At 44.5% G+C, this 13869-nt stretch carries 11 protein-coding genes and 1 tRNA gene; 3 read left to right on the forward strand and 9 right to left on the reverse strand.

Annotated elements, in window-relative coordinates; translation table 11 throughout:
- Positions 1 to 7: 7 nt before the first annotated feature.
- Positions 8 to 934, reverse strand: a complete 927-nt coding sequence (locus tag DW096_RS15330; protein ID WP_009037039.1) for a diacylglycerol kinase family protein — start codon at positions 932 to 934, stop codon at positions 8 to 10.
- A 66-nt stretch (positions 935 to 1000) separates the two neighbouring features.
- Entirely contained in the window at positions 1001 to 1918 is a 918-nt protein-coding gene (gene miaA, locus DW096_RS15335) for a tRNA (adenosine(37)-N6)-dimethylallyltransferase MiaA (protein WP_009037038.1), read from the reverse strand.
- 627 nt (positions 1919 to 2545) lie between these two features.
- Between miaA and DW096_RS15345 the strand changes: the two genes are divergently transcribed.
- Positions 2546 to 3835 (forward strand): MATE family efflux transporter, encoded by a 1290-nt coding sequence (locus DW096_RS15345; protein ID WP_117959381.1) that lies wholly within the window; start codon positions 2546 to 2548, stop codon positions 3833 to 3835.
- Positions 3836 to 4121: 286 nt separating this feature from the next.
- Here DW096_RS15345 and DW096_RS15350 read toward each other — a convergent pair whose 3' ends face one another.
- Positions 4122 to 6182 carry a 3'-5' exonuclease gene (locus DW096_RS15350; RefSeq protein WP_005835504.1) on the reverse strand — a complete coding sequence of 687 codons (2061 nt, stop codon included), beginning with the start codon at positions 6180 to 6182 and terminating at the stop codon, positions 4122 to 4124.
- 127 nt (positions 6183 to 6309) lie between these two features.
- On the opposite strand from DW096_RS15350, the gene DW096_RS15355 reads away from it, so the two are divergent.
- On the forward strand, positions 6310 to 6894 hold the full coding sequence (locus DW096_RS15355) for a nucleotidyltransferase domain-containing protein (RefSeq protein ID WP_009037035.1): 585 nt from the start codon (positions 6310 to 6312) through the stop codon (positions 6892 to 6894).
- Positions 6895 to 6896: 2 nt separating this feature from the next.
- On the opposite strand, the gene DW096_RS15360 is transcribed toward DW096_RS15355, so the two are convergent.
- Positions 6897 to 7661 carry a LuxR C-terminal-related transcriptional regulator gene (locus DW096_RS15360; RefSeq protein WP_118930992.1) on the reverse strand — a complete coding sequence of 255 codons (765 nt, stop codon included), beginning with the start codon at positions 7659 to 7661 and terminating at the stop codon, positions 6897 to 6899.
- Between the two features lie 167 nt (positions 7662 to 7828).
- Between DW096_RS15360 and DW096_RS15365 the strand changes: the two genes are divergently transcribed.
- Complete coding sequence (locus DW096_RS15365) at positions 7829 to 8290, forward strand: DUF2867 domain-containing protein (protein WP_044468580.1); 462 nt, start codon at positions 7829 to 7831, stop codon at positions 8288 to 8290.
- Positions 8291 to 8341: 51 nt separating this feature from the next.
- Here DW096_RS15365 and DW096_RS15370 read toward each other — a convergent pair.
- The 5 genes from DW096_RS15370 to sppA form a co-directional block, all read right to left on the reverse strand.
- A tRNA-Phe gene (locus DW096_RS15370) sits at positions 8342 to 8414 on the reverse strand.
- Between the two features lie 143 nt (positions 8415 to 8557).
- The gene (thiL, locus tag DW096_RS15375; protein WP_005828671.1) at positions 8558 to 9607 is read right to left on the reverse strand and encodes a thiamine-phosphate kinase; all 1050 of its coding nucleotides are present in this window, start codon (positions 9605 to 9607) and stop codon (positions 8558 to 8560) included.
- Positions 9608 to 9613: 6 nt separating this feature from the next.
- A complete protein-coding gene (locus DW096_RS15380; RefSeq protein ID WP_057098189.1) occupies positions 9614 to 10423 on the reverse strand; it encodes a purine-nucleoside phosphorylase in 810 nt (269 codons plus the stop codon).
- Positions 10362 to 11492: a tetraacyldisaccharide 4'-kinase gene (gene lpxK / locus DW096_RS15385; RefSeq protein ID WP_118931272.1), complete on the reverse strand. Its 1131-nt coding sequence runs from the start codon at positions 11490 to 11492 to the stop codon at positions 10362 to 10364. The genes DW096_RS15380 and lpxK overlap by 62 nt, the downstream gene beginning before the upstream one ends.
- Positions 11493 to 13262: a signal peptide peptidase SppA gene (gene sppA / locus DW096_RS15390; RefSeq protein ID WP_057089672.1), complete on the reverse strand. Its 1770-nt coding sequence runs from the start codon at positions 13260 to 13262 to the stop codon at positions 11493 to 11495. It lies immediately after the preceding gene.
- Positions 13263 to 13869: the final 607 nt, after the last annotated feature.

The raw sequence follows: 13869 nt of genomic DNA on the forward strand, positions 1-13869 counted from the left end.
AGTATTTTCAATTGGGTATAATCAATGTTATTGCTTCATGCAGTACGCTGATGTCCAGTGGAAAATGACGGTCGAGAATACGTCCGTCCAAATCGACAGAGGCATTTTGCGCACGCAGCACTTTTACTTTTTGCGTACGGTAGGGCATCACTACCTTATGGTTCAGAATCCGCCCTTGGATAAGCATCCACAATCCCGACCATAGTTGCAGCAATTCGGGACGGTAAATGACGGAAACATCCAGCCAGCCGTTATAGGGCACTGCACTAGGCGCTTGTCCGTATCCCCACGCACTGCCTATGCAGACAGTCATGATGCGTCCGCGTATATGCTCGCCGTTTATCTTGAGATGCATGCGGTACAGCTTCCGTTCGAAGATAATGGATAGCAGTGCCATGAAGTAAGAGAGGAACTTCACTCCCCAGAAACGCTTGCACTGGTCGGTGATTTTCACGATACGGGCTCCCAGGCCTATGTTGATGGCATTGAGAAAGTAGCGTGTCAGATGCTTTTCACCGTCGTAATAATAGCAGGTACCCACGTCTATTTTCCGGCGGCGGTTGTTGATGATGCAATCCACCGCTTTCTTGTAATCCGAACTCATTTCCCAATAGTCGGCAAAGTCATTTCCTATACCATTGGGGATGATGCCGATGGCTATATTCTCCTTGTCTGGTGCATTGGAAAGCATGATGCCGTTAATGACGTCATTCAGTGCGCCGTCACCGCCTACTACAACAATGGTGCGGTAGCCGTTGTTGGCGAGGATGCCTGCCAGACGCTCTACCGAACCGAACCCTTCGGACTGCACATAGTCGTAAGGCACACCTTTGCTGTCTATGTATTCTTTGATTTCTTTCCACCGTTTCTGCACTTTCCGTGTTCCGGCTTTGGGGTTGTATATCACTCCCAACTTTTCGGGTTCTGCACTCATGATTCTATTTACAATTTGACTATTTACTATTTACGATTTAAATCACCCGGTCACTTTATCATTTCATCATCCTTCCAACTTCTTCTTTACAAAAGCTATCTTTTCTTCCATCGGCCACCGGGCATTCATCCAATGGATGGTAAATCCACGCCGTTCCATACCGCGGAACCAGGTCATCTGGCGTTTGGCAAACTGGTGGATGGCTGTTTCCAGTTGCGTGAACATCTCTTCATAGGTCAACTTGCCGATGACATAAAGTGTCAGATACTTGTATTCCAGTCCGTAATAGATGAGGTCATCCGGTTGGATGCCTTGCTCTATCAGACGTCGCACTTCGTCTATCATTCCTTCTTCCAGGCGCTGGTGCAGGCGGCGGGTGATTTTCTCCCGACGCAATTCCCGGTCGATGTCCACACCTATGATGAGACTGTTCATCTGGGGGAAGGAACGTTCGTCTACTGGGGTATGGGCATAATACTCTTCGATTTCGATGGCTCGTATGGCACGTTTGGCTGTGTCCACGTCCGTGGTATTGTGCAGGCTTTTGTAACCTTTCAGTATGTCGGTCAGTTCTTCCAGCGATTTGTCTGCCAGACGGGTGCGCAACTCGGGATTCTCGGGTACGGGCAGCAGACGGTAGCCTTTCAGTACTGATTCGAGATACATTCCGGTTCCTCCACATACAACGGGCAGGCAACCTTTTTGTTTAATAGTCTCGTAAGCATTCAAGAAATCACGCTGATACTCGAAAACATTGTACTTATAGCCCGGGGCGGCTATGTCGATGAGGTGATGGGGAATCTGTTTCCCGTCGACGGTATAGTCAGCAAGGTCTTTGCCGGTGCCTAGGTCCATCCCCCGGTAGATTTGCCGTGAATCGGCACTGATGATTTCCGTATGGAGTTCGGCGGCCAAGGCGGCTGCAAATGGAGTCTTTCCTGAGGCGGTAGGCCCTAATATGGCGATTAAATCATAGTCTGGCATATATAAGTTCTTGTTAATCTCATTACAAAGATAGTGCAAACCGAATGCAGAATAAAATGAACTCGTTCATTTTTTATGCTGAGGTGCAGCTTATCTTCGTGTTAGTGCAAAGATAATGCAAACTGGGAGTATAATGGAAAGAACTTGCTTATTTTTTTACGTGATGCTATACCTCCTTTTCTATTTTGAAGCAGAAAAAGTGAAAAAGGACGTGAAAACGAGCATTTATCTTATTAAAATGTGTTATGAAACATGCTTTTTTTCTTGGAAAGTTTGTCAATGTCCCAAAAGTCCGTACCTTTGCAATGTGTTTTTCATAGTATTAGATTTAAGGTTAACAAAGGTTGGAGTACAGCGGTACTCCTTTTTTTATGCCCTAAACTGAACTTTGGCACATTTTTTCTGTACTTTTGCACTATATCTTGAATGAACAAACATATTCACCTTTTATGAAGCTCTGTATATAGCTACGCTCAACGAATAGCCCTGCTTGATAAAGCTATTCAGCTATCTGGCAAACGATGACCCGTTTGCCACAGAGATTGTGTATCCTTTTATTCATGAATTTGCAGGATGGCATGCTGTACTTGTACAGTGTGTTGTTTTGTGCTATTTTATTGTTGAGCAATGCATTATACATATAAACAGATATGGCTTATCAACTTTCCGGTAATGATGAGCATTTTGATGGAGCAGCTGATAAATATAACCGATGCTGTTTTCTTAGGTCACGTTGGCGAGGTGGAATTGGGAGCATCTGCCATTGCGGGGATTTATTATTTGGCGGTCTACATGCTTGGGTTTGGGTTTAGTATCGGATTGCAGGTGATGATTGCCCGAAGGAATGGAGAATGTGACTATGGTAAGGCTGGGAAGATATTCTTTCAAGGTTTCTTCTTTTTATCGGGATTGGCCATTTTGCTTTGTCTGCTGATGCAGGCAAGTTCTCCTTTCATATTGGGAAGGTTGATTTCCTCGCCGGAGATTTATCGGGCTGTAATTCAATATCTGGACTGGCGCAGTTTCGGTTTGCTGTTTTCGTTTCCGTTTTTGGTTATCCGTTCTTTTCTTGTGGGAATAACATGCACTCGGGCATTATCGTGGGCTGCTGCCGTTGCAGTAGTGATTAATATTCCTTTGAATTATATTCTGATAATTGTTGGAGGACTGGGAATATCGGGAGCTGCCATTGCTTCTTCTCTGGCAGAGATGGGTTCTTTGGTGATGCTTCTTTTCTATGTATGGCTGAAAATAGATAAAGGGAAATATGGATTGAAACCGGTATATGACGGAAAGCTGTTGGTGGATGTGCTGAGCTTGTCGGTATGGAGCATGCTTCATGCCTTTATCAGCGTGGCTCCGTGGTTCTTGTTTTTTGTGGCGGTGGAACATTTGGGTAAAACGGAATTAGCCATTTCCAATATTACGCGAAGTGTATCTGCTGTCTTTTTTGTAATAGTCAATTCTTTTGCGGTCACTACGGGTTCGCTGGTCAGTAATGCGATTGGGGCTGGAGAAAGGAGGGCTGTTTTCATTATCTGCCGTAAGATACTGAGGTTGGGCTATTCTGCTGGATTTCCACTGATAGGGGTAGCTGTATGTTATAATCGCTTGATAATAGGAATCTATACAGATAACGAACTGTTGACGGAGCAGGCTTTCATCCCTTTTGTTGTGACGTTGCTGAATTATACCTTTGCCTTGCCAGGCTATGTATATCTCAACGCAGTTGGAGGGACCGGTAAAACCCGGATTACTTTTCTTTTCCAAGTGACTACCACTGTCGTGTATTTGGGGTATCTTTATTGGTTAAGCGCTTGCACTCATGCATCCTTGGCTATTTACTTAACGGCAGAATACCTTTTTGTGATTTTGCTGGCACTGCAATCGGTTTTCTATTTAAGAAGTAAACAATAAACCGTTGGCGGAATTGACTTGGCATATCTTTCATGTTACCGATGTGATGATTGTTTTAACTTGTTGTCAATCAGAGAGTAATTTTGCCAACCTATTGCCGTGCTTTTGGCAAACTTTTGCCAAGCCGATGGCAAAGTTTTGCCAATGCGGTGGCAAAGTCTTGCCAAGAAGGAGGCAAAACCTTGCCAACTTGTCGGCAAGAAAAGATACACTATTGATGAGATACGCCGTTGCTTGCCGCATCTTGTACAAGGCTGTTGGGATAGATTTCCTTAATAATCCATCATCAGTGAGTTGCCGGTCTTGCCTCGTGAAATGTCAAGGTTAGGCGGTGCATAGCTCTGGTTACAGCTACATAAAGCATACTCTTGTCAATCTCCGAACGGTAATTTCTCTCATCCGTCTGTGGAATAATGACTTCGTCAAACTCAAGCCCTTTTGCCATGTGGGCAGAGGTGATGACGATGCCTTGCACAAATGCGGAGCTTTGACTTGATAGGAAGCTGATATCATTGGCATATGATTTCAGCATGTCTGCCATCTTCCTGGCTTGCTGCTCCGTCTTGCATATGATGCCAAGAGACTTATATCCGGATTTCCGGTAAGTGGAGATTAGCCCCATAATGCCGGACAGTTCTTCTACGGCACTGCCGAACTGCAGGATTTGTGGCTTTTCTCCATGCCGGGCAACCGGTTCCAGCTCTGCGTTAGGATGAATCTTTTGCGCAAAATCCGTAATCTCGAAGGTGGAACGATAACTCTTACACAATTTCATGATTTCACTTGCAGTAAGTGACTTTTGGATAGTTTCTGCTGTGGATGAGCCATAAGGATTCACGGACTGTCCTGCATCGCCCAACACGGTTTTCCGGCATGGAAAGAGTTTCTGTATTACCTTGTACTGTATGGGCGAATAGTCCTGCATCTCATCTATCAACAGATGTTTGACTCTGAATGGCTGGTTCCCGTTTCCCTCCAATGCCAAGTGTAGGTATGCCAGCGGTGCCAAGTCTGAGTATTCGAGTGTATGTCCCTTTCGCATTTTGAACATTCCGGGATTATTTGTCCATTTAAAGAAATCTTTGTAGACTTGAATGTCGTTATTGCCTGCAAACATTAGTCTGATTTCTTTTTTCAAAAGGTTTCTGCCGGCGGTGGTTACCGTAAAGGCGTATTGTATTTTCAACATATCCAGCATATAATCAGCCATAGCATCAAATCGTCGGCGTATGGGATAACGGTTGAAACGTAGGTACTGTTCTTCAATAAACGGGGCAGGTATGGTGATGTATTTGGTCAGCTTCACGTCTGCTGCCTTGAAGTAGGTGTTCTCTATGTGGAGGATAAACTTGTCAAGCTCTGAAATGAAGCCGAAAGAGGCTTTATAGGCTATTCTGTCGATGAGGCTTGAGGATGGCTTTTCTAACAGTTCATTCACTAGCCCGAAGTATGTTTGGTACTTATATTTGTGTTCCAACACTCCGGAGAGTATTTGTTCCATACTGGTTTCGGGCACGGTTTCTTCCCCAAGTTCGGGGAGGACGTTGGAGATATAATCGGAAAACACTTTGTTGGGGGAGATAATCAGAATATCTTTTGATGAGATGCTGTCTCTGAAGGTATAGAGCAGGTAGGCTATGCGGTGCAGGGCGATGGATGTTTTTCCAGAGCCGGCCACTCCTTGAATAATAAGCGTGCGGATATCTTCGTTGCGGATAATCCGGTTCTGTTCCCGTTGGATGGTGGCAACGATATTTTTCATCTTGTCATCTGCATTGGAACTTAACTCTTTTTGCAGAATGTCGTCATGGACGGTCAGGGCACTTTCAATCATAAATTCCATTTTGCCGCCCCGAATTCTGTATTGGCGTTTTAGGGAAATTACTCCTTTAATCTCTCCCGATGGAGACCGATAGCCTGCTTCTCCTAATTCATGGTCATAGAACATGCTCGAAACGGGTGCTCGCCAGTCATGGATAAGGGTAGCTCGACTTTCCGGGTCATAGAAGGTATGGATACCTATATAGATAGGCATCACTTTGCTGTTTTCTTTCTTTTCCAAAAAATCAATTCGTCCGAAGTAAGGAATGGCAAGTATCTTGGTGAGCCGCTTATGCTTGTTGATTACACTTTCCCCCAAGGCAAAATGGTTCAGGATGCTTTCGCGCATGGAGCGTATCTCGTGTGGGTCGATGTCTTTGTTGGACCAGATATAGTCTTTGTATTCTGCCAAGGTGTCGACGTGGTCTTTCACGGATGCGTCGGTATTACCGATAACCTTTTTCAGAAAACTGATTATTTGCTTTAAATATTCTTTCTCTTGTTTCTCTGTTTGATTGAATGCCATAATTAGTTGTTGCTAAAAGATAAGACAGTGTGCAAAATTAGTGTATTGTATCAAGAAGGGAAATGGCTATTTATAGCTATATACTGGGAAGTTTTATATCTTTGCACATTCAAAAAAGTGGAGGTAAATGGACATTCATGAGCTTGCAAGGCAGAATCAGCAATCTGCATGGAAAGTATTGGAAGATACCTGTATTATTGAAGCATGGGAGCGCATTGGAGCAACCGTTCATTTGGTGGGCTCACTCCGTACCGGGCTGTTGGCGAAAAGTAGGGATATAGATATCCATATTTATACCGATAGGTTGGATGTAGGAGAGAGCTTTTCGGTCATCCGGGAACTTGCGGAACGGTTGCCTTTGCAGGAAATACAATATAGGAACCTTATCCATACGGAGGAAGAGTGCATGGAGTGGCATGCTTTATATAAGGATAGAGAACAGAATACTTGGAAGTTTGATATGATTCACATCCGGAAAGGTTCCAGGTATGATGGTGTTGTAGAAAAGGTGACTGCCGCTATTGCGGAGCGCCTTACTCCTGAAATTAGGAAAACGATATTGCAAATCAAATTCGATGTGCCGGATGGTGTAACGATTCCAGGTATAGAGATTTATCATGCTGTCTTTACGGGAGGTGTCCGCACTTATAAGGAGCTTGAAGAGTGGCGCAAAACAAATCAGTTGGCGGACAGTCTCGGTTGGCTTCCGTAATCTTAGAGGTAGATACCAAGATTTTCTACTATATGGATGGCTTCCATTATATTGTTGGCATCTAACTTGCTTAGGATGTTTTTCCGGTGATTGTTCACAGTATAGATGCTCACTCCCAGCTGGTGAGCGATTTCCTTGCTTAGAAAACCTTGTCGGATGAGTCGTAATATTTCTTTCTCCCGGTTGGATAATTGTTTGTCAGGAGAAACAGTGCATGTTGGAAGCATCTCTCCCGTTTTTCTGTTCACCACCGTCCGTTTGATTCTTTCGATAGGGGTCTGGTCGGGAAGTATGTCCATTACTCCCATGATTATCCAGGCTTTACCATTCCGGTCTGTTTCTATGACTTGTTGCCGGCTACTTACATTGATATACTGTTGCCGTGCATTCAACATACGGAATTGAAATATTTGCCGGTAGTCATTTCTTTCTTCCGGTGGGAGTGAGTAGATGAACTGTCCATGCTCGATTTGGCATTCTGTGAGTTGAATTCTGTCATCAGGGTGTATTCTCTCTTCCAGTAAATCGCCTTGTTGCTTGATTGTCTTTATCCAAGTGGGATTGTATCCGAAAAGATGGGCAAAACTGTCGGATGCAAAATCGTATCTCTCTTTAAATATGTCAACTGTAAAAATACAGCTCTGACTCATTTGTGAGAACGCTTGCACGGATATTCTTTTCTTGTTCCACAAATCATAGTCCACATCGGGACCGCTAATCTGCTGTCTTGCCCATAATTCTTTGGGAGTTGTCTTGTTGGTAGTCATGGAACAAAGATAACTGATAATTTTCTTTTGAGCTTTATCTTTTACGGGATAATATTATTTCTAAGAATATGTTGTAGGGTTGGATTAAGTGGCTACCTTTGTAGGCCGTGTCATTGGGGACGTCGTGAATGAAAAGCAAACGAGTAATAAATTCAATATGTGATAAGATGAAAGATATACCGGCAGACAGCTTAATAAAGAATTATTTTCCTGTAGATTATATAGATTCTTTTTCTAAAGTGATGGTCACTGGGCAGGCTTTGACACCGGAAGATTTTCGCAATCTTGCCTTCAGCCGATTTCCTAAGTGGATTGGTTGGCTCATGAATTTTAGGAATGCGATTGTAAAGCCATTAGGACTGGATACAGCAACTAGATTTACAGATATGGTCTTGGATAAAAATCTGCATGAAGAAATTCTCGGAATGCCGGATAAGCATCTTGATTTCCATGTGTCCATGTGGTGCGGGGAATATCACGAAGGAAAACAAGAACTTCGGATTACTACTGTTGTGAAGTACAATAATTGGCTGGGAAGGGCATATTTCTTTATTATCAGACCTTTTCATGGGATAATAGTAAAGTCTATCTTAAAGCATGTTGCTGGGGATAGGGGGGAGTGGGTGTAAATAAATACTCCCATTGAAATATTATCATTTCAATGGGAGTATTTATTTGAGTGGTGCCACCAGGAATCGAACCGGGGACACAAGGATTTTCAGTCCTTTGCTCTACCAACTGAGCTATGGCACCATGTTTATCTCTTTTGCGGTTGCAAAGGTAGTGAAACTTTTGGACTATGCAATAGCTTTCATAATAAAAAACGCTGATAATTGGCTATATGGCTAATTATCAGCGTTTATGATTTGAGAAAAAATACTGAAAAAGTTTTATAGTTATGCTTTTTCCGCTTCTTCTTCCTTCAAAGGATTCCATCCTTGTGCTTTGAGTTCAAACTCTTGACCGTCACGGGTAATTAGGGCGCAGCCTAATTCCGGTTTGGTGATATGGCCAATCAGCTTGACGCCTTCCATTTCGGCAACCTTTTCATGGTCGGCAATGGGGACGGTGAACAATAACTCATAATCCTCGCCTCCGTTCAGTGCACAAGTGCTCAGGTTCATATTGAATTCTTCTGCCATTACAGCCGTCTGATAGTCGATAGGAATATGTTCTTCGTAAACTCGGCAACCCACTTTGCTTTGGGTACAGATATGCAGTAATTCCGAAGAAAGTCCGTCCGATATATCCATCATGGAGGTGGGTTGTATACCTTCTTCTGCCAGTTTCTGAATGATGTCACGGCGTGCTTCGGGCTTCAGTTGACGTTCCAGAAGATACTCCTTCCCCGAGAAGTCCGGTTGCAAGTCTTTGTCACCTCCTTTGAGCACCGCCTTTTCGCGTTCCAAAAGCTGTAGTCCCATGTAGGCGGCACCCAAGTCGCCGCTGACGCAAATCAGGTCGGTTTCGCGGGCACCATTGCGGTAGACCACTTTTCCTTTCTCACCCTCGCCTATGCAGGTGATGCTGATGGTAAGCCCAGTATAGGAAGCGGAGGTGTCTCCTCCCACGATGTCAACATCATATTCTTCGCAAGCCAAACGGATGCCGGCATAGAGTTCCTCCATGTCTTCTATACTGAAACGCTTGGATATGCCCAAGGAAACGGTAATCTGCTTCGGTGTGCCGTTCATGGCATAGATATCAGAGAAATTGACTACGGCCGATTTATACCCCAAATGCTTGAGCGGTACATACACAAGGTCGAAATGGACGCCTTCCATCAGCAAGTCGGTAGTAACGAGCACTTCCTTTTCGGCCGGGTAGGAGAGGACGGCGGCATCATCTCCGACACCATATCGGCTCGACTCGTTCTTTAGTTCAATGCCTTCGGTGAGGTGTCGGATGAGGCCGAATTCACCGAGGGTAGCTATTTCTGTTCTCATGCTTTCTTATGCTCTATTAATCAATTCACGCATAATCTCTGTCATTCTCGGTTGCGCCTCGTCCGCAGCTTTCTGCACTTCTTCGTGAGAGACTTCTACGATTTTACCTTCTACCCCCAAGTCTGTAATGACAGATACGCCGAACACTTTGATTCCGCAATGATTTGCCACGATGACTTCCGGCACGGTGGACATGCCCACTGCATCGGCACCCAGAATATGGAACATCTTGTATTCCGCAGGTGTTTCGAATGTGGGACCTTGCGTACCGATATAGACACCGTGCTGAACCTTGATGCCCTTTTCTGCCGCAATGGCGTCGGCCTTACGAATCAGCTCTTTGTCATAAGCTTCGCTCATATCCGGGAAGCGAGGACCGTAAGGTATGTTTTTGCCACGCAATGGATGTTCGGGGAAGTAGTTTATATGGTCGGTGATAATCATCAGGTCACCGATCGCAAAGTCCGGATTTGTGCCGCCACTGGCATTGGAAACGAATAAGGTCTTGATACCCAGTTCGCGCATTACACGTACCGGGAAGGTTACTTCCTTCATGGAATAGCCCTCGTAAAAATGGAAACGTCCCTGCATTGCCATGATGTCTTTTTTGCCCAGCTTGCCGAAGATAAGTTTTCCGCTGTGCCCCTCTACGGTAGAGACAGGGAAGTTGGGGATTTCTTCGTACCTTATCTCATACTTTTCAGTGATTTCACCGGCAAGACTGCCGAGTCCGGTACCGAGGATGATTGCTGTCTCAGGTTGGGTGTGCATCTTTCCCTTCAGAAAGGCTGCTGTTTCTTGAATGCGCTCTAACATAGCCAATAATGTTTTGGTTAAATATATATTGTTGATTTTGTAAGATTTCTATTTCTATCGGCAGCACGTAGATGTACGGCTTTAGTGTTTCGTCCAGTGCGGGATGGAGTTTCAACCTTGCCGCATCTTTCTCCGTGGTGATTATCAGTCTTTTCCACTCTTCCAGGTGCTGGAATTGTTCCTTTATTTGCAATAAATCCTTGGGAGTAAAGTCATGATGGTCATCAAATGCCAGCAATTTGACGTGTGGCGTGTAAGATTCCACTTCTTTCTGTAAGGGGGCGGGGGAGGCGATGCCTGTCACCAGCAGTACTTGCTCGTCTCCGGTGAGGGAGGAGAGCACTTTCCGGCTGTTCGTTTTCTCGGGAAATAGCGGTGTCAACATTCCATAGCGGAATCTGGAGAAATACAGTTGTTGGTATGGATAGAGGTGGAGCCGTTTAGCTATGATGTTGAAGTCTATCGGCTTGATATCATCCGGACATTTGGTAACGATGACCATCTGTGCCCGGTTTTTACCGCTTGAAGGTTCGCGGAGTCTTCCGGCAGGGAGCAAGGCATCATCGCACAGTAACCGGTGAAAATCAGTTAGTAGAATGTTCAGCCCAGCTTTTACATGGCGATGTTGGAAGGCATCGTCCAGGATGATGGCTTCTACAGTGGGATTTTCCAGTTTCAGCAGTTGCTCAATGCCGTGGCAACGGTTTTCGTCTACCGCTACCCGTGCATTGGGGAATTTATTTTTAATTTGATACGGCTCGTCACCTATTTGGCGTACATTGCTCTTGTCATCGGCCAATACATAGCCTCGGCTTTTACGCTTGTAACCCCGACTGAGGGTGGCTACATTTACTCCGTTTTTTTGTAATAGCTTTATCAGATATTCGGTATGTGGCGTCTTGCCAGTTCCGCCCACAGCAAGATTGCCCACGCATATTACTGGAACGTCAAAACTCTTTGACCGGAGCCAGCCCCAGTCAAAGAGTTTATTTCGCAAGCATACCCCTATCCCATAAAGCCATGATAGGGGATATAGCCAATGATATATCTTGATAAAGTTTTCCTCCATTTATTGAATATTCAGTTCAAAGGGGACACGTGCTTGTATACGGTCACATTTGTCAAAATTCTCCAGGACGCTGAACTGCTGGTATATCTCGCCCATTGTGCCTTTCAGCATACGTGCTTTGATGTAGTTACCCGGATTGGTGTTCATCAGACTTTCAAAGAAACTTTCCTTTTTCGGATAGCTCATCACGGTATAGGCATCTACTCCGGCCTTTGCAATGGCAATGTCCAAAGCTTTGTCCAAACCACCCAATTCGTCGACTAGTCCTAGTTCCTTGGCCTTGCTTCCGGTCCATACACGGCCTTGGGCAATTTTATCCAGGTCTTCCTTGCTGATGCCTCGGCCATCGGAGCAGCGGGTGAGGAAGAGGTCATATCCGTTGTTCACATACATTTGCATCAGTCCTTTTTCCCCGTCATTCATCGGGCGTGTCAGCATGCCGAAGTCTGCGTATTTATTGGTTTTCACTACATCAAAATTTACCCCGATTTTATCAGTCAGCCCCTTTGCGTTGGGGAACATGCCGAAGATGCCGATAGAACCCGTCAGTGTGGTAGGCTCGGCCACGATGGTGTCTGCATTACAAGAAATGTAGTAACCTCCTGAAGCTGCATAGTCACCCATGGAAACAATGACTGGTTTCTCTTTCTTCAATTCGCTGACGGCATACCATATCTGTTCTGAACCATAGGCGCTTCCGCCCGGTGAGTTTACGCGTAATACTACAGCTTTTACATCTTCGTCATCTTTCAGCTTGCGCAGGTCTTTAATCACCTTTTTAGAGTCGATGCCTTCTTCGCTGGAGGCAGAAGATGAACCACCGTCAATTTCTCCATAGGCATAGTATACGGCAATCACATTTCCACTTTTGTCTTTGGGAACGTTCTTCTTTACGTTAATCATGTCCTGCAAACCAAGTACGGGCATGCGGTCGTCTTTGTCGATGCCTACCATCGCTTTCAGGTAGTTGCGCACATCATTCTTATATATTAATGTATCGACCAGTCCGCATTGCACACTTTCTTCTGCGGGATAGAACATCAACATGCGGTCGGCAATGGCGTTCAGTGAGTCTACAGATATTTTGCGTGATTCTGCAACATCATTGGTCACTTGTCCCCAGATGGAGGTCAGGTAAGCGTCGATTTGTTCACGGTTGGCAGGGCTCATTTCGGTAGAGATGAAAGGCTCTACAGCCGATTTGTAGGTACCTACTTTGAATATCTGCATTTCCACTCCGATTTTGGCCAGCAAATCCTTGAAGAACATGGGGGTAGCGGCCAAGCCCCTCCACTCGACCATACCTTGCGGGTTCAGCAACACCTTGTCGGCTACACTTGACAGATAATAAAGACCTTGGGAATAGCTGTCACCATAAGCTACGATGAATTTTCCCGATTCCTTGAAATCCTTCAATGCATTGCGTATTTCTTCGCGTGAAGCAAATCCTGCACCCAGCGAAGTTGCTTCTATATAGATACCTTTAATGTTGTCATTCTCTTTTGCTTTTTTGATAGAGGAGAGGACATCATCCAGGCCATAGGTCTTATAATTGTCTCCCATAAGGGCATCGAACGGATTGTCTTGGCTGCGTTCAGCCAGTGCACCATTCAAATCCAGCATCATAATGGAGTTTTTGCGTACTTGCGTTTCTGACTCCGAAGATGATACCATGCTGAAAACCACCAAAATACTGATGAAAACTAAAACAACGACTGATACGATGATGCCGGTAATGGTGGCAAACGTAAATTTCAGAAAATCTTTCATTGCACTTTATTGTTTTTAGTATGCTAACTTTTAAAAGCTAACAAAGATAAATAATTAGGTTGATATTTACCCTATCTGTCGCTGAGTTTTTCGGTTTGTCACAGTATTGTGGGAGATTTCATTCTCTTTTCTTTTATCTTTGGAGTATTTCATTTCGTTCTTTATGGATAGTTAGTTTCTAAAATGCCAGATATAATTGCTATCTCTTTACTTTCTGAGTCTGTTTCTCTAAAAACTAATCTTTCCACAGCAATGTTCTTTTCTTACCACAGCTGTGGTAAGAAAGAAACACGGGTGTGGTAAGAAAGAAACATATCTGTGGTGAGAAAAGTTGTTCAGTAGTTCTCGTTTAGTATCCGGGCTTTCCGGATGTAGCCTTTCGCAGGTTTATTGTCAGTTCTCTTTGGGCTCCTCAAGCGTGGTGCCGGCCGTTCAGTGGTCTATGTCAAGGGGTGAACTTAGTATATTCCGATACGCGCGCGTATATATATATAATGTATCCCCTTCCTTCCTGCCTTTCTTTTCCTTTAAAAACATGCTTTAAAACATATCTATCAATCAGCTAGTTATGAAAAAGTTCACGTAAACCCTCAAAAAAAGCTTGTAT

Source organism: Bacteroides sp. AM07-18 (assembly GCF_003602695.1).
Taxonomy (GTDB): domain Bacteria; phylum Bacteroidota; class Bacteroidia; order Bacteroidales; family Bacteroidaceae; genus Bacteroides; species Bacteroides uniformis.

Bases quoted from the DNA above. Each gene is read 5' to 3' on its own strand.
- miaA (WP_009037038.1), bottom strand. From the start codon at position 1,918: ATGCCAGACTATGATTTAATCGCCATATTAGGGCCTACCGCCTCAGGA.
- thiL (WP_005828671.1), bottom strand. From the start codon at position 9,607: ATGAGAACAGAAATAGCTACCCTCGGTGAATTCGGCCTCATCCGACAC.
- DW096_RS15330 (WP_009037039.1), bottom strand. From the start codon at position 934: ATGAGTGCAGAACCCGAAAAGTTGGGAGTGATATACAACCCCAAAGCC.
- sppA (WP_057089672.1), bottom strand. From the start codon at position 13,262: ATGAAAGATTTTCTGAAATTTACGTTTGCCACCATTACCGGCATCATC.
- DW096_RS15380 (WP_057098189.1), bottom strand. From the start codon at position 10,423: ATGTTAGAGCGCATTCAAGAAACAGCAGCCTTTCTGAAGGGAAAGATG.
- DW096_RS15365 (WP_044468580.1), top strand. From the start codon at position 7,829: ATGAAAGATATACCGGCAGACAGCTTAATAAAGAATTATTTTCCTGTA.
- DW096_RS15355 (WP_009037035.1), top strand. From the start codon at position 6,310: ATGGACATTCATGAGCTTGCAAGGCAGAATCAGCAATCTGCATGGAAA.
- DW096_RS15360 (WP_118930992.1), bottom strand. From the start codon at position 7,661: ATGACTACCAACAAGACAACTCCCAAAGAATTATGGGCAAGACAGCAG.
- lpxK (WP_118931272.1), bottom strand. From the start codon at position 11,492: ATGGAGGAAAACTTTATCAAGATATATCATTGGCTATATCCCCTATCA.
- DW096_RS15350 (WP_005835504.1), bottom strand. From the start codon at position 6,182: ATGGCATTCAATCAAACAGAGAAACAAGAGAAAGAATATTTAAAGCAA.
- DW096_RS15345 (WP_117959381.1), top strand. From the start codon at position 2,546: ATGCATTATACATATAAACAGATATGGCTTATCAACTTTCCGGTAATG.